General features: G+C 68.8%; 17 protein-coding genes. 10 read left to right on the forward strand and 7 right to left on the reverse strand.

The features are described 5' to 3' along the window. Positions 1-5: 5 nt before the first annotated feature. A complete protein-coding gene (locus AB663_RS00505; protein WP_067194399.1) occupies positions 6-2,813 on the forward strand; it encodes a tetratricopeptide repeat protein in 2,808 nt (935 codons plus the stop codon). A 30-nt stretch (positions 2,814-2,843) separates the two neighbouring features. Here AB663_RS00505 and poxB read toward each other — a convergent pair whose 3' ends face one another. The 7 genes from poxB to gabT form a co-directional block, all read right to left on the reverse strand. Beyond that, positions 2,844-4,568 (reverse strand): ubiquinone-dependent pyruvate dehydrogenase, encoded by a 1,725-nt coding sequence (gene poxB / locus AB663_RS00510; RefSeq protein WP_067194402.1) that lies wholly within the window; start codon positions 4,566-4,568, stop codon positions 2,844-2,846. Between the two features lie 347 nt (positions 4,569-4,915). Next, positions 4,916-6,277 (reverse strand): NAD-dependent succinate-semialdehyde dehydrogenase, encoded by a 1,362-nt coding sequence (locus tag AB663_RS00515; RefSeq protein WP_067194404.1) that lies wholly within the window; start codon positions 6,275-6,277, stop codon positions 4,916-4,918. A gap of 25 nt (positions 6,278-6,302) precedes the next feature. Next, positions 6,303-7,769, reverse strand: coding sequence for an NAD-dependent succinate-semialdehyde dehydrogenase (locus AB663_RS00520; RefSeq protein ID WP_067194406.1), 1,467 nt, complete (start codon positions 7,767-7,769; stop codon positions 6,303-6,305). A 33-nt stretch (positions 7,770-7,802) separates the two neighbouring features. Then, on the reverse strand, positions 7,803-9,332 hold the full coding sequence (locus AB663_RS00525) for an APC family permease (protein ID WP_067194407.1): 1,530 nt from the start codon (positions 9,330-9,332) through the stop codon (positions 7,803-7,805). Continuing rightward, positions 9,332-10,216, reverse strand: coding sequence for a universal stress protein (locus AB663_RS00530; protein WP_067194409.1), 885 nt, complete (start codon positions 10,214-10,216; stop codon positions 9,332-9,334). The genes AB663_RS00525 and AB663_RS00530 overlap by 1 nt, the downstream gene beginning before the upstream one ends. Further along, the gene (locus tag AB663_RS00535) at positions 10,216-11,580 is read right to left on the reverse strand and encodes a flavin monoamine oxidase family protein (RefSeq protein ID WP_067194413.1); all 1,365 of its coding nucleotides are present in this window, start codon (positions 11,578-11,580) and stop codon (positions 10,216-10,218) included. Before AB663_RS00535 ends, AB663_RS00530 begins: the two co-directional genes overlap by 1 nt. Before the next feature lie 90 nt (positions 11,581-11,670). Next, the gene (gene gabT, locus AB663_RS00540) at positions 11,671-13,032 is read right to left on the reverse strand and encodes a 4-aminobutyrate--2-oxoglutarate transaminase (protein ID WP_067194423.1); all 1,362 of its coding nucleotides are present in this window, start codon (positions 13,030-13,032) and stop codon (positions 11,671-11,673) included. A 134-nt stretch (positions 13,033-13,166) separates the two neighbouring features. Here gabT and AB663_RS00545 point away from each other — a divergent pair, with 134 nt between their 5' ends. The 9 genes from AB663_RS00545 to AB663_RS00580 all read left to right on the forward strand — a co-directional run bounded on the left by AB663_RS00545 (position 13,167) and on the right by AB663_RS00580 (position 19,715). Continuing rightward, the gene (locus AB663_RS00545; RefSeq protein ID WP_067194425.1) at positions 13,167-14,684 is read left to right on the forward strand and encodes a PucR family transcriptional regulator; all 1,518 of its coding nucleotides are present in this window, start codon (positions 13,167-13,169) and stop codon (positions 14,682-14,684) included. Positions 14,685-14,914: 230 nt separating this feature from the next. Continuing rightward, on the forward strand, positions 14,915-15,208 hold the full coding sequence (locus AB663_RS00550; RefSeq protein WP_067194428.1) for a hypothetical protein: 294 nt from the start codon (positions 14,915-14,917) through the stop codon (positions 15,206-15,208). 29 nt (positions 15,209-15,237) lie between these two features. Beyond that, positions 15,238-16,005 carry a hypothetical protein gene (locus AB663_RS00555; protein WP_067194431.1) on the forward strand — a complete coding sequence of 256 codons (768 nt, stop codon included), beginning with the start codon at positions 15,238-15,240 and terminating at the stop codon, positions 16,003-16,005. Further along, positions 16,002-16,688, forward strand: a complete 687-nt coding sequence (locus tag AB663_RS00560) for a hypothetical protein (RefSeq protein WP_067194433.1) — start codon at positions 16,002-16,004, stop codon at positions 16,686-16,688. Before AB663_RS00555 ends, AB663_RS00560 begins: the two co-directional genes overlap by 4 nt. A 92-nt stretch (positions 16,689-16,780) precedes the next feature. Further along, the gene (locus AB663_RS00565; protein WP_232304591.1) at positions 16,781-17,194 is read left to right on the forward strand and encodes a hypothetical protein; all 414 of its coding nucleotides are present in this window, start codon (positions 16,781-16,783) and stop codon (positions 17,192-17,194) included. A gap of 310 nt (positions 17,195-17,504) precedes the next feature. Continuing rightward, entirely contained in the window at positions 17,505-17,921 is a 417-nt protein-coding gene (locus AB663_RS17025; protein WP_157540775.1) for a hypothetical protein, read from the forward strand. Positions 17,922-18,142: 221 nt separating this feature from the next. Further along, positions 18,143-18,511: a hypothetical protein gene (locus AB663_RS00570; RefSeq protein ID WP_067194439.1), complete on the forward strand. Its 369-nt coding sequence runs from the start codon at positions 18,143-18,145 to the stop codon at positions 18,509-18,511. A gap of 58 nt (positions 18,512-18,569) precedes the next feature. Further along, positions 18,570-19,070 (forward strand): hypothetical protein, encoded by a 501-nt coding sequence (locus tag AB663_RS00575; protein WP_067194442.1) that lies wholly within the window; start codon positions 18,570-18,572, stop codon positions 19,068-19,070. An 81-nt stretch (positions 19,071-19,151) separates the two neighbouring features. Next, on the forward strand, positions 19,152-19,715 hold the full coding sequence (locus AB663_RS00580) for a dihydrofolate reductase family protein (protein WP_067194445.1): 564 nt from the start codon (positions 19,152-19,154) through the stop codon (positions 19,713-19,715). Positions 19,716-19,720 lie beyond the last annotated feature (5 nt).

Raw genomic sequence — 19,720 nt, forward strand, 5'->3', positions numbered from 1 at the left:
ACACCATGGCTCGACCCGCCAAGCGCCTGCAGCAGCTGCTGGAGGAGATCGACCGCACGCCGTGGGGACCGGCGGAGCAGGCCCTCGTGTCGGAGGCCGTCGCGCTGGCGGTCGAGCTGGGTGACGAGCGCCTGGAGTACGAGGCGCGCATGCGGCAGACGGCATCCGCGAACATGAACGGCGCGACCGACGTCATGCTCAACTCGTTCGCGTGGTGCCTCGCCCATCACGACGCCGACCCGCAGCGCTTCCCCGCCGACCTCGGCTACGGCGGCGCCGACCTCATGTGGCAGTTCAAGTGGATGGCCTCGGCGCTGCGCTCGTCTCCCGCTTTCTCCGGCGAGCAGATCACGGCGGTGCTCGACGACATGGAGGCGCATTACCGGGCTGCGGGCCTCGGCCTGAGCGGCGTGCTGACGGCGCGCTTCGAGGATGCCTGGGACGCCGGCCGTCTCGACGACGCCGAGGCGCTGCGGGTGCAGCTGGAGGCCACGCCGCGCGATGATCACAGCCACTGCGACGCCTGCGGCCGGAGCCAGTTCGCCGGCTTCTTCGCCGAGACCGATCGCGACGCCGACGCCATCCGGCTCGTCGAGGAGATGATCGAAGGCGGGTTCTCGTGCGGCGAGGAGCCGGAGCACGCCCTGTCGCGTGTGCTCCTGCCGTATCTGCGCGCCGGCAGGTTCGACGACGCGAAGACCGCCCACCTGCGCAGCTACCGGCTCGCGAAGGACAACCCCGACAACCTGCGCATCGTCGCCAACAACATCGTCTTCACGGCCGTCACGGGCAATGAGGCGCGCGCCCTGGCGCTCGTCGAACGCCACATCGGCTGGCTCGCGCACGACGGGCTCAACGTCGACGCCCACTTCGCCGCCCTGGCCGCATTCGCCCTCGCACTCGACCGCGTCACGGCGGCGGGCCACGGCTCGACCCCTGTGCGCGGAGCCGACGCCCCTGCGCTGCGTCCGCTCCTGGGCGACCACGAGGGGGCGTGGAGCGCCGAGGAGCTGGCCGCGGCGTCGTGGGAGGCCGCCGCGCGCATCGGCGCCGCCTTCGACGAGCGCGACGGGACAGACGGGCACGCCAGGAGCCTCGAGCGCATGCGCGCGCTCCGGGAGGAGAGCTACGACGTCCCCATCCGGTCGGACGCCTTCGTCCCGACGCCCGCGGCGACGGAACCTGCGGATGCCGAGGGCTGGTTCGACCGCGTCATGAACCTCGCGCAGTACGGCGCCGAAGAGGAGACCCTGCATGGCCTCCCCCGCGCTCTCGAGGTCGCCGACCCCGCCAAGCGCGCGCAGCTGCTCTCGATGCGGATCGGCGTGCTCATCGCGCTCGACCGCGAGGACGAGGCACGAGAGATCCTGCCCGAGCGTCTCTCGGCGCTCCGTGAGGCTGGACTCGACGCCCAGGCCGATCTCGAGTCGCGTCTCGGCCTCGCCACCTTCGGAGACTCGTCTCCCGAGGCGGTCGCCGGCCTCGACCGAGAACTCGCCGCCGCCGGCGCGCTCCCTGCGTGGTCACGCGGCGATCTCGCCCTCAGCCGCGCGTTCCAGCACCTGCGAGGCGACAACGGCGACGAGACGGATGCCGCGCTCGAGCTCGCCGAGCAGGCCGCGCGCGCGTTCGCCGAGGCCGGAGACGCGCGCCTGTCGAACACCACGACCCTTCTGGCGATCTCCGCGATGCTCAACCGCGGCGACCTCGAGGCGGCCGGTGCCCTTCTCGACCGTCTGCTCGCGCAGGACGACGTCAGCGACGGGCATCGCGCGCGGGCCCTGCAGACGAGGGCGCGCGTGCGCGGTGGCGCCGGAGACTACGTCGAGGGCGCGGCGGATGCCGATGAGGCGTGCCGCCTCCTCACGCTGCTTGGCGCGACATCCGCCCTCGCCTCCGCGCATCTGCTCGCCGGCGCGCTCTGGGAAGACGCGGGCGACGCCGACAAGGCCCTCAGCCGGTACCGCCTCGCGTCACGGCTGCTGGCGCAGCGCGGTGAGGACGCCGCGCCCGCCGACTTCCGGCTCGCTCGCGCCATGCTCGCGGTCGGAGACGCCGAGGAATCGGCCGAGCTGTTCGGCACCGTGCTGGAGCGGGAGGAGCAGTCCGATGTGCCTGCGGGCTCCCGCGCGATGACGGCGTCGATGCTGGGGCGCGCGCTGAGCGGCGCGGGCGAGTGGGGGCAGTCGGCGGGCGCCTACGGTTACGCGGCCGAGCTCTTCGGGGAGGCGGAGCAGCACGCCGACCAGGCCATGGCGCTCACGGAACGAGCCAAGATCCTGGCCCGGTTCGACGAGCACGACGAGGCCATCGAGCTGCTGGAGTCCGCGGCCGAGATCGTCCGTCGCGACCCGGAGGCTGTCGGCACGCTCGCCGACGTGCTGCACAACCTGGGCCAGGCCTACGGCGCGCGAGAAGACGAGCGGGCGTTCGCGCTGTTCGACGAGGTCGCCGAGCTCGCGCGGCAGCATGAGGCCGGCTGGCTGCTCGCAGACGTCACCGACTCGAGGGCGCGCGCCCTGGCCGCGTTCGGCCGCGTCGACGAGGCCGTGGCCGCCGCGCTGACCGCGGCCGACGCGTTCGCCGAGCTCGGCGACGCCGGTGCTGCGGGAGGATCCGAGCTGTTCGCCGCGCGCGTGCTCGCGTCGTCCGAGCGGGGTGCCGACGCGGTGCCGCTCTATCGGGCCGCGATCGAGCACGGCGCGGCGGTTCCGCCCCTGCGTCAGGTGGCCGCGCTCGAGCTCGGCGACGTCTTCGAGGCGCTCGGGCGCCACGGCGAGGCCGCGGAGGTCCGCGCGCTCATCGAGAGCTGAGCCGACGGGCGCCGGGCGTCTGAGCGCGAGTCAGAACAACTGGCGCCAGTTCGCCCTCGCCAGGTCGAGCAGCTCGTCGCCGCGCCCCGACATGACGGTGCGGATGGCATACAGCGCGAAGCCCTTCACCTGCGCGGCCTCGATCGCCGGGGGCATCGACAGCTCCTGGCGCTCGGTCACGACGTCGAGCAGGGCGGGGCCGTCGTGTGCGAGCACCTCGTCGAGGGCTGCGGGCAGCTCGTCGCTGCGCTCGACACGTCGGGCGAAGATCCCCATGGCTTCGGCGATCGCGGCGAAGCTCGGGTTCTCCAGCCCCGTGCCGTAGGTCACGAAGCCCGCCGCCTTCATCTCCAGCTCGACGAAGTTCAGCGACGAGTTGTTCACCACCACGGTCTTCACTGGCAGGCCGTTCTGCGTGAGGGTCAGCAGCTCGCCGAGCATCATCGCGAGACCGCCGTCTCCGGCGAGCGCGACCACCTGGCGGTCGGGGTGGGCCACCTGGGCGCCGATCCCGTGCATGAGCGCGTTCGCCATCGATCCGTGGTTGAACGACCCGATGAGGCGACGACGCTCGGTCATGCTGAGGTAGCGCGCGGCCCACACGGTCGGCGACCCGACGTCGGCTGTGAAGACGGCGTCGTCGTCTGCGCGCTCGTCGAGCAGGCGAGCGAGGTACTGGGGGTGGATCGGCCGGGATCCCTTCGACGGCACGGCCAGCTCGTCGAGCTTGGCGCGCGTCTTGCGGTAGTGCGCCGTTGCGTCGTCGAGGTGGCCGCGGTCGGCCTTCTCGGCCAGCCGCGGCAGCAGGGCCTCGGCGGTGGCGCGCACGTCGCCGACGAGGCCGAGATCGAGCGGATGCCGCTTGCCGAGCTGCGAGCCGCGGATGTCGACCTGGATGGTGACGGCGTGGTCGGGGTAGAACTGCTCGTACGGGAAGTCGCTGCCGAGCACGAGCAGGGTGTCGGCGGCCTCCATCGCACGGTACCCCGAGGCGAAGCCGAGCAGACCCGTCATGCCCACGTCGAACGGGTTGTCGTACTCGATGAACTCCTTGCCGCGCAGCGCGTGGACGATGGGAGCGCCCAGCCGGTCCGCGAGCGCGATCACCTCGTCGTGGGCCCCTTCGACACCCGCTCCGGCGAGGATCGTCACCTTCTTCGCGGCGTTCAGCATGGTCGCGGCGCGCTCGAGCTCCTCCCCCGACGGCACCACGACCGGACGCGTGCGGCGAACGACCACGGCACGGTCGTCGTCGATCTCGGCGAGCGCGACGTCACCGGGGATCACCAGCACCGCGACACCGCGCTGTTCGACGGCGGCGCGCATCGCGACCTCCATGAGGCGGGGCATCTGACGCGGGTCTGCCACGTACTCGACGTACACGCTGCACTCGCGGAAGAGCTCCTGCGGGTGGGTCTCCTGGAAGTACTCCGTGCCGATCTCGAGCGTCGGGATGTGCGCGGCGATCGCGAGGACCGGGACACGCGAGCGGTTGGCGTCGTAGAGGCCGTTGATGAGGTGGAGGTTGCCCGGGCCGCACGAGCCGGCGACGACGGCGAGCTCGCCCGTCAGGCCGGCATCCGCCGCGGCGGCGAAGGCCGCGGATTCCTCGTGGCGCACGTGCACCCATCGGATGCGCCCGTCCTTGCGCAGCGCGTCTGTGAAGCCGTTGAGCGAGTCACCGGGAATGCCGTAGACGCGGTCGATCCCGTTGGCGTGGAGAGTCCTGACGATGTTCTCTGCGACGGTGGCCATGTCTTCGACCCTACGCCCGTGGCAGCGCCGTGGGGCCGGCATCCGTGTGCGCCCGTCTGCGCCCTCGCGGCCCGCATCCCGCCGACCACGCGGATCCCGCTCACCACGCGCATCCCGCTCGCCAGGCGCATCCCGCTCACCACGCGCATCCCGCTCACGCGCATCCCGCTCAGTTTGTCGGGAGGATTGCGGTTTGTCGGGAGAAATCACTGGTTTTCGGACGATATCCGCCCGGACTCCCGACAAAACGACGCCGGCCCGGGGCGCCGGCCCGCGACGGCAGCCCCGCCCGCGCGCGGGCACGAGAAAGGGCGGATGCCGCAGCATCCGCCCTTCTTCGTGCCAGGTCAGGCGACGCGGATGAGCTTCTTGTTGACGAACTCGTCCGCGGCCAGCAGACCCAGCTCGCGCGAGGTGCCGCTGCGCTTCACGCCGCCGAAGGGCAGCTCCGGGCTGTCGGCGAGCACGACGTTGACGTAGACCATGCCTGCCTCGATGCCGTTCGCGACCCGTTCCGCCTGCTCGGCATCGGTGGTGAACACGTACGAGCCGAGGCCGAACGAGGTGTCGTTCGCAAGCTCGACCGCGGCCTGTTCGTCGGCGACGCGGTACACGACCGCGGCGGGGCCGAAGAGCTCCTCGCGGTACACGTCCATGTCGCTCGTGACGTCGGCCAGCACGGTGGGCGCGAAGAACGCACCGTCACGCGTGCCTCCCGTGAGCAGGGTCGCGCCCTGCGCCACGGCGGTGTCGATCTGCTGCTGCAGGCGCTCCGCCGCGGCAAGCGACGAGAGCGGCCCGAGCACGGTGTCGTCCTGCATCGGATCGGTGGCCTGCACGGCCGCCAGAGCCGCGACGAACTTCTCGACGAAGGCGTCGTAGAGGCCGTCGACGATGATGAACCGCTTGGCGCCGTTGCACGACTGGCCGTTGTTGTCGAGGCGCGCGTCGACCGCCGCCTGCACCGTGGCGTCGAGGTCGTCGGTCGAGAGCAGGATGAACGGGTCGGATCCGCCGAGCTCGAGCGCCACCTTCTTGAGGTTGCGCCCCGCGACCTCGGCGACAGCGGCGCCCGCACGCTCCGACCCTGTGACCGACACGCCCTGCACGCGCGGGTCGGCGATGATGTCGGCCGACTGCTCGTTCGTGGCGTACACGTTCACGTACCCGCCGTCGGGGAGCCCCGCGTCGCGATAGATCTCCTCCAGCAGAGCCGCCGACTCGGGACACTGCGGAGCGTGCTTGAGGATGATCGTGTTGCCGACCGCGAGGTTGGGGGCCGCGAAGCGAGCGACCTGGTACGCCGGGAAGTTCCACGGCATGATGCCGAACAGTGCGCCCAGCGGGGCCCGACGGATCACCGCGGTGCCGTCGCCGGCGATGTCGAGCGGCTGGTCGGCAGTGATCGCGTCGATGTTGTCGGCATAGAACTCGATGATGTCGGCGGCGAAGTCGACCTCACCGGCGGCGGCCGCGAGCGGCTTGCCCATCTCGCGCACGATGATCTCCGCGAACTCGTCGCGACGGGCGCGGTGCCCCTCGGCGATGCGGCGGATCACGGCGGCGCGCTCGGCCACCGGGGTGCGACCCCACACGGATGCCGCGGCGTGCGCCCTCGCGACGGCATCGTCGATCTGCGCATCCGTGAAGGTGTCGTAGGTCGCCAGCGTCTCGCCGGTGGCGGGGTTGATGACGGCGTAATCGGTCATGCGTGTCGTCCTCTCGGGCTGCCGGTCAGGCGACCGGGATCAGCGTGTACTTGGTGGACAGATACTCGTGGATGCCCTCGAACCCGCCCTCGCGGCCGACGCCCGACTGCTTGACGCCGCCGAAGGGAGCCGCGGCGTTCGACACCACGCCCACGTTGAGTCCCATCATGCCCGTCTCGAGCCGATCGATCATCCGCTGGCCGCGCTGCAGGTTCTCGGTGAACACGTACGAGACCAGGCCGTACTCGGTGTCGTTGGCGAGACGCACGGCCTCGTCCTCGGTCTCGAACGTCGCGATCGCGAGAACAGGGCCGAAGATCTCCTCGCGGAGGATCGCGGAGCCGGGCACCACATCGGTGAGGACCGTCGGCTCGTAGAAGGTGCCTGTGCCCTCGAGCGCCTTCCCGCCGGCGAGCAGCTTCGCACCGCGCTCGACGGCGTCACCGACGAGCTCTTCGGCCTTGGCGACCGCGTCCGCGTCGATGAGCGGGCCGATGGTCACGCCCTCCTCGGTGCCGCGGCCGATCTTCATCGCCTGGACGCGCTCGGTGACGCGACGGCCGAACTCGTCGGCGACGTCCTTGTGCACGATGAAGCGGTTGGCGGCGGTGCAGGCCTGGCCGATGTTGCGGAACTTCGCGGCGAGCGCGCCCTCCACGGCCTTGTCGAGGTCGGCATCCTCGAAGACGACGAACGGCGCGTTCCCGCCGAGCTCCATCGACACCCGGAGCACGCCCTCGGCCGCCTGCGCGATGAGCTTGCGCCCGACCTCGGTGGAGCCGGTGAACGAGAGCTTGCGCAGACGCGGGTCGGCGATGATCGGGCCCGACAGGGCGCCGGAGCGCGAGGTCTGCACGACGTTGACGACGCCGGCGGGAAGGCCGGCCTTCTCGAGCAGCGTGGCGAAGAAGATCGTGGTGAGCGGAGTCAGTGCCGGCGGCTTGATGACGACCGTGCAGCCCGCGGCGAGCGCGGGGGCGATCTTGCGGGTGGCCATCGCGAACGGGAAGTTCCACGGGGTCACGAAGAACGAGGGGCCGACCGGACGCTGCGACACGACCATGTGGCCGGTGCCCTCGGGGTTCAGCCCGTAGCGGCCGTTGATGCGCACCGCCTCCTCGCTGAACCAGCGCAGGAACTCTCCGCCGTACACCACCTCGCCGCGCGCCTCGGCGAGCGGCTTGCCCATCTCGAGGGTCATCAGCAGCGCCAGGTCCTCCTTGTGCTCCTGCACGAGGTCGAACGCGCGGCGCAGGATGTCGCTGCGCGTGCGCGGCGCGGTGGCCGCCCACGATTCCTGGGCCGCGACGGCCGCGTCGAGCGCACGGATGCCGTCGGCCGGCGTCGCGTCGGCGATCGTTCGGATGACGGCGTTGGTCGACGGGTCGTGCACGTCGAACGTGGCTCCGGTCTCGCCGTCGATCCATTCGCCGCCGATGAAGAGTCCTGTGGGGACGCTGTCGAGCAGCGCCTGCTCGGTCTGGGTGCTCATGGGGTTCTCTTTTCTCTGGGGGATGTGTCGGGGTCAGCGACGACGACGGATGCTCGGCGGTGCGTCCATCGCGAGCGTCTCGCCGCGGAAGAAGGCCGGGCGACGGATGGCCTGCCAGATCATGATCACGACGCCGACGCCGATGATGGTGACGCCGAGCACGAACACGAGGCCGATGCCGCCGATGCTCGAACCGCTGCCGTAGGCCGGGTCCATCGAGTCGACGAGCGTCGTCACGAAGAGCACGGCGAGGATGCCGCCGCCGATCAGCGGGAACAGGAACGTGAAGAAGAAGCTCCGCGCCGAGTCGAACCACTGCTTGCGGAAGTACCACACGCACGCAAAGGCGGTGAGTCCGTAGTAGAAGCAGATCATCATGCCCAGCGACAGGATCGTGTCGGTGAGCACGTTCTCGCTGACCAGCCGCATGACGGCGTAGAACACCGAGGCGACGACGGCCGACACGATCGTGGCGTATCCGGGCGTGAAGAACCGCGGGCTCACCTGCGCGAACTTCTTCGGCAGCGCGCCGTAGTACCCCATGGCGAGGAGCGTGCGGGCGGGGCCGACCGCTGTCGACTGCAGCGAGGCGGCCGAGCTCGACAGCACCGCGAGCGACACGAGGAACGCGAGAGGTCCGAGCACGGGGTCGGACAGCGCGAAGAAGACGTTGGCCGAGATGTCCTCGTTCGCGAGACCCAGGGCCCCGGTGCCGACTCCGGCGAACATGATGAGTCCGATCGAGAGCAGCAGGTAGAGGCTGACGACGACGACCACCGTGACCATGGCCGCACGGCCCGGCGTCTTCGCGGGGTCCTTCGTCTCCTCGTTCATTGTGAGCACGACGTCCCAGCCCCAGAAGATGAAGATCGACAGCGAGAGGCCGGCGGCGAAGGCACTGAACGACGACACCTCGAACGGGTTGAACCACGACCACGAGAACGCCGTCGGGTCCGGCGCGTCGCCCTGCACGGCCTTGACGATCGCCGCGACGGCGAACACGACGAGCACGAGCACCTGGAAGCCCACGAGGATGTACTGGAACTTCTGCGTGGTCTGCATGTCGCGGTACGACACGAGCGTGGCCCCGAGCATGAACAGCAGGCACACAGCCACGTTGATGAACGGGTTGAACGCGAGATCGGCGATGTCGGGGTTGCCCGTGACCTGCGAGATGAGCAGGAACAGGAACTCCACGGCGATGCCTGCGAGGTTCGACAGCACGATGACGGTGGCGGCGATGAGGCCCCAGCCGGTCATCCAGCCGATCCACGGCCCGAAGGCGCGCACACCCCATGTGAACGAGGTGCCGGAGTCGGGGATCTCGCGGTTGAGCTCACGGTATCCGAAGGCCGTGAGCAGCATCGGGATGAAGCCGACCAGGATGATGGCCGGCACCTGGGTGCCGACCTCGGCGACGGTCGGGCCGAGGGATGCCGTGAGTGTATAGGCGGGTGCGATCGTCGAGATGCCGATCACCACGGCCCCGATCACGCCGACGGCACCGGCGCTGAGGCCCTTCTGGGAGACGCCGGTGGTGACGGCGGAATCGGTGGTGCTCATCATCGGGCTCCGGCTTCGGCGCGAGTGCGCGGGACGACGATCATGGGAACGGGCAGCTCGTGCAGCATCTTCGCCGCGGTCGAGCCGAGGAACAGGCGCCGGGGCTGGGCGAGCCGCGACGAGCCGACCAGCACGACCTCGCCGGGCAGCCAGGTGAGGTTCGCGACGGCGTCTTCGACGGTCTCGCCCGGCGCCTCCTCGACGACGGCTCCGAGCCCGTCGGGCAGCACCTCGACGGCGCGCGCGAGCACATCGTGCGCATGCGAGCCGGTGGCGAGGCGGATAGCCCCGGTGTCGAGCCCCGGCGGCACGTCGAACGGGACGAGCGACACCAGGCGCAGATCGGTCGACGAGTCGGCGGCGAACGACGCGGCCTCGTCGAGCAGGGTCTCCGCTCCGGGGCGCGTGCCGACGGCCACGGTGACGCGCGGCACGACGTGGTCGTCTTCGCGGGCGAGTCCCGCCGGCGCCAGCGCGACCGGGATCGTCGACGAGTGCAGCAGCTCGGTGGCCACACTGCCGAGGCGATGCCTGCCGAAGAGTCCGCCGCCCGCGGTGCCGACGACGATGACGCGTGCCCCGAACTCCTCCCCCGCGGCGATCAGACCCTCCGCGAAGGACTCCGCGAAACGCACGTGCGCCGAGCGCGTGAGCGCGGGCGGCAGGGCGGCGACGGCATCCGAGAGCCACTGCCGCGCCTGGGCGCGCAGGTGGTCCTCATAGGCGCGCTCCGGCGGCACGATCGCGCTGCGCGTCCCCTCGGAGGGGAGCACCATGACGAGGTGGACGGTCGCATCCAGGCTGCGTCCGAGCCGCGCTCCGAGGGCGGCGGCGTCAGCGCCGGCATCCGTCGCGGTGTACCCGACGACGATCGCCCCGCTCATCAGCCGGCGTCCCTGCTCGCGGCGACGATGTTCGACGCGACGAGATGCCCCATGCGGATGGCGCCGTCGACGTGCTGGTAGCCGGCGCCGGCCATGTCGCTCGAAGCGAAGTGGATGGGCCCGACGGGCGTGCGCAGATCGGCGCCGTAGCGGTGCAGGCCGCCCATGTCGAAGCTCGCGGCGTACGCGCCCCTCGTCCACTCCTCGCTGCCCCAGTCGCTCTCGTAGTAGACGATCGGGTTCTTCGCCTCCGGGCCGTAGTAGTGCGAGAGCGACTCGAGGATGCGCTCCTTGCGCTCCTCATCCGACAGCGCGAACAGGTCATCCGCGTTGCGATCGCTCACGAAACCGACGAGCGTGCCGCGCTCGTCGCCGTGGTTGGTGTTGTCGTACGCCTCGTGCGACAGCTCGTAGGGGCTGAACGCGGTGCCGCTGAGGCCCTGCTCGCGCCAGAACGGACGGTCGTAGACCGCGTGCACCTTGATGACGAAGCCCATCGAGAGGTGCTGGTGCAGCTGGTGCTGCCGGCGGGGCAGCGCCGGCACGAAGCTGATGCGGTTGTACAGCACGGGTGCGTGCGCGAGCACCGCGTAGCGCGCCCTCACGGTCATCCCGTCGGTGGTGGCGGTGACGCCGGTCTCGCCCCACTCGAGCGTGCGAACGGGCTGGTTGAGGAAGACGTCGTCGCCCAGGCGCTCCGCCAGCCGCAGCGGCACCTGCTGCAGGCCGCCGACGACCCGCTTGTCGAGGATGAAGTCGGCGTCGACGAGGTTCGAGTACGAGCCCGCGGATGCCGCCATGAGCAGCGACTGGAGCAGCGAGAAGGCGTGCGTCGGCTTGGTGAGCATGGCGGAGCCGGTGGCGAAGGCGAGGTTGCGCACCGCCTCGTCGTCATCGGTCTGCTGTCGCAGCCATGCGTCCCAGGTGATCGAGTCCCACTCCGCGGCGTTCGGATGCTCCCACGGACGGTCGGGGTCGATCTCGGCGACCATGCGGTCGAGCAGCTCCGTGACCTCGGCGATGACCTTCTCGGTCTCGGGGGCCACGGGGAACATCTCGCCCGTGAAGCGGTGCACCTGGCCGTCGGGTCCGATGTACACGTTGTCGCCCTCGCGATAGCGGCTGTACGTCTCGAGACCGAGTTCCTCGATCGTCTCCTTGAGCGCGTCCTGGTCGGGCGACACCCACTGTCCGCCGAGCTCGAGCATGGCGCCGTCGATGATGTCGGTCCAGAGGCGGCCGCCGACGCGGTCACGCGCCTCGAGCACGGCCACAGAGAGGCCGGCCTTGCGCAGGTCGTTGGCGGCGGTGAGGCCGGCGGCCCCCGCTCCGATGATCAGCACGTCACGGGTGATCTCAGCCAATGTGCAACTCCTTCGTCGGGATGGTGTGCCGGCCGCGACTCGAAATCCCCCGATACGAGTCGCGGCCGGACGTCTGTGCGCCGCGGCGGCTCAGGCCGCGGCGAGGGCGGCCGACACGATGTCGAGGCCCTCGTTCAGCAGGTCGTCGCTGATCGACAGCGGCGGGAGGAAGCGGATGACGTTGCCGTAGGTTCCGCAGGTGAGCACGATGACGCCCTGCGCGATGCAGGCCTTTGCGACGGCCGCGGTGAGCGCGGCGTCGGGGGCCTTGGTCTCCGGGTCGACGAACTCGGCGGCGACCATCGCGCCGTGGCCTCGGACGTCACCGATGCGCGGGTCGTCCTGCTGCATCGCGGTGAGCCGGCCGAGCAGGATCTCGCCGATCTCCCGCGCACGGTCGAGCATGCCGTCGTTCTCGAACACGTCGATCGTCGCGAGAGCGGCGGCGCACGCGATGGGGTTGCCGCCGTAGGTGCCGCCGAGGCCACCCGTGTGCGACGCATCCATGATCTCGGCGCGGCCGGTGACCGCGGCGAGCGGCAGGCCGCCGGCGATGCCCTTCGCCGTGGTGATGAGGTCGGGCTCGATGCCGAAGATCTCGCTGGCGAACATCGCACCGGTGCGGGCGAATCCGGTCTGCACCTCGTCGGCGATGAAGACGACGCCGTTGTCACGGCACCAGTCGACGATCGCGGGGAGGAAGCCGTCGGCGGGGACGATGAAGCCGCCCTCGCCCTGGATCGGCTCGATGATGACGGCGGCGAGGTTGTCGGCGCCGATCTGCTTCTCGAGCTGGAGGATCGCGCGGGCCGCAGCCTCCGCGCCGCTGAGCCCGTCGCGGAAGGGGTACGACGCGGTGGCGCGGTACACCTCGGGGGCGAACGGTCCGAAGCCGCTCTTGTAGGGCATCGACTTGGCGGTCAGCGCCATGGTCAGGTTCGTGCGGCCGTGGTAGCCGTGGTCGAAGGCCACGACGGCCTGGCGGCCGGTGTGCTTGCGGGCGATCTTGATCGCGTTCTCGACCGCCTCGGCGCCGGAGTTGAACAGCGCGCTCTTCTTGGCGAAGTCGCCGGGCGTGATGCGGTTGAGCGCCTCGGCGACGCCCACGTACGACTCGTAGGGCGAGATCATGAAGCAGGTGTGCGTGAACTGCGCGGCCTGCGCGGCGACGGCGGCGGCGACCTTGGGATGCGCGTTGCCGACCGTGGTGACGGCGATGCCGCTGCCGAGGTCGATGAGCGAGTTGCCGTCGGCGTCGACGACGACTCCTCCGCCCGCGGCGACCGCGGCGACAGGAACGGTGTGTCCGACGCCGGCGGCGACGGCATCCGCCTTGCGGGCGAGGATCTCGGCCGATCGAGGGCCGGGAAGTTCGGTGACGAGGCGACGCTCCTGCGGGAGGTCGGGACCGCCGAGGGGGACTGCAACAGCTGCGGTGTCGAGGAGTGCCATGTCCGCGAGCGTACGACCGCGACGGATGCCGGTGCACTCGCCGAGATGTATAAACTTGCAGGACGAATCGACAGTGCGTATAAGGCGCCGAAGACGCATCCCACCCGTCCGCCGTTGATCCCAGAGGAGGAGCCGTGTCACCCGCCGAGCACCCCACGCTGCGGTCGCTCCTGGCGCGCAACGACCTCGGCCTCGCGCTCGTCTCCCCCGACGACGCCCTGCCGGAGGGCGCGCTCGACCGGGCGCTGCGCTGGGTGCACAGCTCCGACCTGGCCGATCCGACTCCCTTCCTCTCCGAAGACCTCGCACTGCTCACCACCGGCACCCAGTTCGACGACGTCGACGGCATCGAGGGGTACGACGCGTACGTCGGGCGGCTTGCAGCTCGTGGCGTGCTGGGACTCGGTTTCGGCACCGAGGTGCACCGCACCGGCATCCCGGAGGAGCTCGCCGAGGCGTGCGCGGCCCGCGGCATGCCTCTCTTCGTCGTGCCGTACCGCACGCCGTTCATCGCCGTGGCACGCGCGCACGCCGAGGCGATCGCCGCGCAGGCCTACGCGCGCCGCTCCTGGGCCCTCGACGCGCAGCGTGCGCTCGCCCTCGCCGCGCTCCGGCCACGCGGGCTCGACGCGACCATCGCCGAACTCGCGCGCAGGTTCGGCACGTGGGCCGGCATGTTCGACGCGACCGGGGCGCCGCAGATCTCACACCCCGCGGATGCCGTCGCCCGCCCGACCCTCGAGAGCCTCGCCGAGCACGTGACCGAGGTTCTCACCCGCGGCCTCGAGGCAGGCCAGTCGCTCACCATCGACGACGCGTCGTTCATGCTGTTCACGGTCGGACGGGGCGGTCATCTGCGAGGTGTCATCGCGCTCGCGATCGACGCGCTCGACCCTGAGGCTCGCAGCGTGGTCACGTCGGTGATCGCGATGGCAGGCCTCGCGCTGGAGCAGAGCGAGCAGCTGACGCGGAGTCGGCGGCGCCTCCACACGCAGCTGCTCGCGTCGCTGCAGACCGATGACCCGGCTCTGGCACGGCGCGTGCTCGGCGCCATCCCACCGGCGCCTGTGGTGGTCGCGATCGCGGCTGACGCACCGGCCGGACCCCTCGCCGACTGGTGGGAGCGGCGACGCGCCGACGACGGCGTCGCGTCCTTCGTGGCGGAGTCCGCCGATGGCCTCGTCATGTGCGTCTCGTCCGGCGACGAAGCGCTCATCGATGAGGCGGCCCTCCGTTTCGGCATCCGGATCGGCGCCTCGGCACCCGAGTCGTACGCCGCCTTCTCGCGCGCCCACGCCCAGGCCCTGGCCGCACTGCGACGCCAGACCGGCCAGGGGGTGCTGCGCTATGCGGATGCCGTCGGCACGAGCATCCTCGGCGCTCTCGCAACCGACGAGGCCCGGCTCGTGGCGGAGTCGCGCCTCGCGCCGCTGCGGGATCATGACGCCGCGACCGGCGGCGCGCTGGAGCTGTCACTGCGCACGTGGCTGGAGCACGATGCGCGTGCGGAACCGGCCGCCGCCGCTCTCGGAGTGCACCGGCATACGCTGCGGTCGCGCATCGCGCAGGCCGGCGCGGTGCTGGGCGTCGACCTGTCATCGTTTCCCGCTCGCGCCGAAGTGTGGACACTGCTGCAGACAGCGCGCGATTGAGCGCGCGTTCACGGGACCGAACCGCCCGCGAGCATCGAACGCGGTGATCGGCTCAGTGTCGGCACTCCTGGCTCGCTCACCGGCGCGATAGAGCAGAATTCCGGAACTCGCTCCCGCCTCGGGCCTCACGGGCCCGAAGGTCGCTTCTATGCTGATGCCCACATATGAGGTCTATCTGTCATCACACGTGACTTCCGGACCTTGGCTGGACTGCATTCTGGGGGCTGACCATGAGCGATGTCGCGCTGTTCTACGAGGATCTGCAACAAGCCGACCGCGACTTCACGACCGCATTCACCTCACTGCACTTCGATGCTGCGAACCTCGTGGGCGGCGACCCCGGCGTAGCGGCTCCCCTGGGGCGATATCACCTCATGTCATGCATGGATCGCGGCATCGGAAAGCTGAAGGACGCTGCGATCGACGGATGGACGTCGGCGTCGGCCATCGCCGACTCGGTGTCAGCCATCGCCTCGGCGTATTCCGCGTTGGACGATGAGCTCGCGGGAACGGGGACCCCGTGACGCTGAGCTCGCCGAATCGAGGATTCCCCTTGGAGCGGATCGCGGGCGATGTGGGCACGATGTCGCGGTGGGTGGACCAGTTCGATCTGGTGGCCGAGGATCTCGGCGTCCTCCGCGGCGCCTCAGCGCGAGCGACGGGTCTTCCCGGAATGGGCAGTGCGATCACAGCGGTACGCACGGATGCCATGAGCGTGCTGTCGCGCGCCGGGGGTCACGTCGCCCTCGCACAGAGCTTGTCGTCGGTGCTCGCGACCTATGCCAAGGCACACGACGAGCACGCGACGAAGGCGAACGCTCTGGTCGAGGAGATCGAGGCGGCTCACACGTTGTGGACGCAGTTGAACAGCGCGGCCGACGTGGAAGGCCGGGCGGCGCTCGCAGCCTCGCGCGGCGACGACCGTGTCGCTCTGCAGGAGGCGGAGGATGCTGCCGCAGAGGCGATCGCGGCCCGCAAACGAGCAGAGGAGGACTTGGACGATCTGTGGCGGAGATACGAGTTCCACTTCGCCGCATGGGATGAGGCGTACGACACCGCCGTGCGGGCACTGGTGCACGGCGAGGAAACCCCGGGGATGACGCGGGAGTCGAGCGCGTTGATCGATCACCTCCTGTCGGCGGATACTCCCGCCGAGGTGCTCGCTCTGTGGTCGACGCATCCGGAGCTGCACGAGGAACTGCTCGGCGTACACCCCGAGATCCTCGGCGGGCTCGACGGCATCCCCGCAAGCGTGCGGGTGCGGGCGAACCAGCTCAACGCCGCTGAGTGGATCAGGCAGGCGCAGGCCGAGCTCGGGTGATCACGTACGTGCCCGGCACCTTCACCAGCCTCGGCGATTTCTACGGCGGCGAGGTGCAAAAGATCGCCAGCAGGATGGGGCGCGCGGTTCCGGGAACCCTCACGTTCGTCTACAAGGACGGCTTGTTCCCGGGGGAGAATCCCGAGGCCGGTGGTGCGGACCTGCTGCGGATCGGCGAAGCCAACGATCACGACCGAGCGATCGAGGCCGGCCGCCAGCTCGCTCGCTTCGAAACCGGCATGCGCGTCGACCCTCTCTTCGCCGCAGCCGAGCAGGATGCCTTCGGATACAGCTGGGGACTGGCGAACGTCACCAGTTCCGAAGTCGCCGGCGCCGAGTACGACAAGGTCATCTCTCTGTCCGGCGCTGGCATGCCTTCCGAATGGGCGCCAGCCCCCGACACGACGTACACCGACCTCTCCTATTACGACGCGCTGCAGGTCGCCCAAAATCTCGGCGTCGTCTGGGGTGGCAACAACCCTCGCTCGCACCCCGCCTTCGAGCACGGCGACTACTACACAGGCCCCGACGACGAGGTACTCAACCCCCCGGTCACGCCCGGTCAGTACCCCTCGGCTTATCTTCCTTGGGATGTCCTCAGCGAGAACCACCTGCTCATCGCCTCCGACGACGCGGCAAACAGGAAGGCGCTGGATGCGATGAGAGATCTGGTGGCCAGATGAGAAAAGCGACGTGTGTCTTCGTCACTACCATCGCCGTGATCCTGAGCGTCACGGGATGCTCGTTCAGCGAGCAAAGAGTCCCGGAGGAGAACGTGACTCCACTGACGTGGGAACAAGCGAAAGCCTATGCGCAAGCAAAGGAACTGGAGATCGCTGGCCTGATTCCGCCGCAGGACGTGGTGGAGATCGTACAGAATCCCAAAGGCGGGCTCTTCCGTTGCAATGCAGAGCAGCACTTGTGGACCGGGATCAGCACCGTCGTCTTGGCTCCAGGAACGGATGCCACGGAAGTCACCAAGCATCTGGAAGAGCACTTCCGCACCGAAGATGCTTTTGACGTCGAAAGCTGGGTGAATATCACCCAAAAGTACCGGGTGCAACTGCTCTCGCGAACGACCGCCGAAGGGTACATCTTTGGCGAGGGCGAGCAGGGAACCATCGTCATCGATTCATGGTCCCCATGTTTCACCCTTCCCGATGGCGTCTACCCCGGGGGCGACTTCTGACCGTGGACATTGGCGTCTTCGTTGCAACCGAGCAGCACAGGCTCGGACGTGTGGAGGTCCGGGAAGGGAATGGGCAAGGTTCACTTTTGTCACCTTCCTCAGTAGATGCCGAACCGAAGATGTGGGTGAGACATGGCGCGGCTTCGAAATGACACGCACGCCCATCGCCCGCCCCGACCTCGAAGGTCATGAAGCCCTCGTCGAAATGGAAAGACTCGTGCGCGGATGAAGTCAGCTCGGTGCCTGATCGGCATGACCGTCCTCGCACTGTCGATAACCGCGTGCGCCCCCCAATGGAGACAGCCTCGCCATGACCAACGAATCCCTGACCTGGGAAGACGCAAAAAGAGACACGCAGGCGATGGAGACCGAAATCGCCACGCGGATACCGAGTGACGCAGTCGTGACGGTGACCCAAAACCCTACGGGAGTTCTTTTCTCGTGCGATCAAGACAAGCACCGTTGGATGGGAAAGACGACCGTGGTCGTGACACCAGGGACCGAAGTGGAATCGGTCGTACGCGGCCTAGAAGACCGCTATAGAGGAGGCCGATTCGAGGTGTCAACGCGCACAGACATCGGCGGCTTCTACGAGGTGCATCTGAAATCTCCACAGACTGCTGAGGGGTACATCATCAGCGAAGGAGATTCACGGACGATCTGGATCCACTCAAGTTCACCGTGCTTCACGCTCCCCGATGACGTGTACCCAGGCGGCAAATTTTGACCATGCGCGCCGACCCCGAGACCCCACACGATGCTCCTCTGACCTGGCCGCGCGCGAGGCCCCACGTCCTCGGCACGCTCGCGATGTCGGCGTCGAAACGGCCCCTCGTTAGCCTCGCCATGATCGCCGCCGTCCTGTTGGCGTGATGTTCGTCCGCACCGGAGAAGTCGATGCCCGAAACGCACACGAGCTGGCAATCAGCGAAAGCCGACGCTCAAAGGATGGAACGGGAGATCGCCGCGCTGATCCCCGAGGAGGCGATCGTCAGCGTCGAACAGAAGCCCACGGGAGCTCTCTTCCCATGCAACAATACCCAGCACACCTGGTACGGATCGACCACGATACGCCTCACAGATGGAAGCGACGTAGAAGGAATCGTGAAGACCATCGAAGAGCACTATCAGGAAGAAGACCGTTTTGACATACGTACCAGGCTGAACTTCGCGCGTGAATACGAGGTGCAGCTCATGTCACCGACGAGCGCCGAAACCTACATCTTCGGAAAGACAGCCGCCGACACAGTCCGCATCGATTCAGGATCCGTCTGCTTCACGCTCCCCGAGGGCGTATACCCCGGCGGCAAGTTCTGACGAGGATCACTGACGACGATCGGCGAGCCTTGGAAGGCATCAGAAAAGCGGTGACGAGATGAACCGCAAGTACCAACCTCTATTTCTCTTGGCTGCCTCCATCTGGCTCCTAACCGCCTGTGCAGCGGAGGGGAGCACTGACGATGTGAGTGAGTTGACATGGCAGGAAGCCAAGGCGGAGGCGCAAGCAATGGAACTACGAATTGCATCGATGATCCCTTCGTCGGTCATCCTCAGCATCGATCAGCACGAAAAGGGAGGGCTGTTCAGATGCAACGACACACAGCACACTTGGACAGGCACCACAATCGTCACCCTCACCGCTGGAACCTCGGCGGAACCTTTGGTGAAGACAGTGGAATCGAAATTTCGCGAGAGAGGCGACTTCAGTGTCTCGACGAGGCGCGACATCGCCGATGCCTACGAGGTTCAGATTGCATCCACGTCAACCGCCGAAGGCTACATCGTCGGCGAAGGGACGCCAGGAACGATCTGGATTGACTCCTGGTCTCCATGCTTCACCCTTCCCGATGGCGTCTACCCCGGGGGCGACTTCTGACCGTGGACATTGGCGTCTTCGTTGCAACCGAGCAGCACAGGCTCCGACATAACGGCCCGCGCATCAAGGGAGAAGCACGAGATGAGACAGCTGCGGTACGCCATCAACGTCACACTCGACGGATGCTGTCACCACGAGGCGGGCATCGCTCCGGACGAAGAGTCGATGCGCTTCTGGACCGCCGAGATGGAACAGGCGGACGCCGAGATCTTCGGCCGTGTGACCTACGAGATGATGGAGTCCGCGTGGCGCCGTCCGGTCACCGGCGTGTGGCCCGACTGGATGCGGGAGTGGGAGATCCCCTTCGCCGAGGCCATCGACGCGCAACGGAAGTACGTCGTGTCGAGCTCGCTCACGGAAGTCGACTGGAACGCCGAGCTCCTCCGCGGCGACCAGGGCGACGCGGTGCGACGTCTCAAGCAGGAGCCGGGACGGGGGCTGTCGGTCGGCGGCGTGACCCTCCCGCTGGCCCTCGCCGACCTCGGCCTCATCGACGAGTACCTGTTCGTCGTGCATCCGGTCGTCGCCGGACACGGGCCCACGCTGCTCTCCGGACTGCGCGAACGCATGGAGCTGGAACTCGTCGAGCGCCAGGACTTCCGGTCGGGGCTGACCGCTCTGCGGTACCGGCCTCGCGGAACGTGACCCGG

Source organism: Microbacterium sp. XT11 (genome assembly GCF_001513675.1).
Classification (GTDB): Bacteria; Actinomycetota; Actinomycetes; order Actinomycetales; family Microbacteriaceae; genus Microbacterium.

Bases quoted from the DNA above. Each gene is read 5' to 3' on its own strand.
- AB663_RS00530 (WP_067194409.1), bottom strand. From the start codon at position 10,216: ATGAGCGGGGCGATCGTCGTCGGGTACACCGCGACGGATGCCGGCGCT.
- AB663_RS00520 (WP_067194406.1), bottom strand. From the start codon at position 7,769: ATGAGCACCCAGACCGAGCAGGCGCTGCTCGACAGCGTCCCCACAGGA.
- AB663_RS00525 (WP_067194407.1), bottom strand. From the start codon at position 9,332: ATGAGCACCACCGATTCCGCCGTCACCACCGGCGTCTCCCAGAAGGGC.
- AB663_RS00515 (WP_067194404.1), bottom strand. From the start codon at position 6,277: ATGACCGATTACGCCGTCATCAACCCCGCCACCGGCGAGACGCTGGCG.
- AB663_RS00575 (WP_067194442.1), top strand. From the start codon at position 18,570: ATGAACCGCAAGTACCAACCTCTATTTCTCTTGGCTGCCTCCATCTGG.
- gabT (WP_067194423.1), bottom strand. From the start codon at position 13,032: ATGGCACTCCTCGACACCGCAGCTGTTGCAGTCCCCCTCGGCGGTCCC.
- poxB (WP_067194402.1), bottom strand. From the start codon at position 4,568: ATGGCCACCGTCGCAGAGAACATCGTCAGGACTCTCCACGCCAACGGG.
- AB663_RS00550 (WP_067194428.1), top strand. From the start codon at position 14,915: ATGAGCGATGTCGCGCTGTTCTACGAGGATCTGCAACAAGCCGACCGC.
- AB663_RS00570 (WP_067194439.1), top strand. From the start codon at position 18,143: ATGGAACGGGAGATCGCCGCGCTGATCCCCGAGGAGGCGATCGTCAGC.
- AB663_RS00505 (WP_067194399.1), top strand. From the start codon at position 6: ATGGCTCGACCCGCCAAGCGCCTGCAGCAGCTGCTGGAGGAGATCGAC.
- AB663_RS17025 (WP_157540775.1), top strand. From the start codon at position 17,505: ATGACCAACGAATCCCTGACCTGGGAAGACGCAAAAAGAGACACGCAG.
- AB663_RS00580 (WP_067194445.1), top strand. From the start codon at position 19,152: ATGAGACAGCTGCGGTACGCCATCAACGTCACACTCGACGGATGCTGT.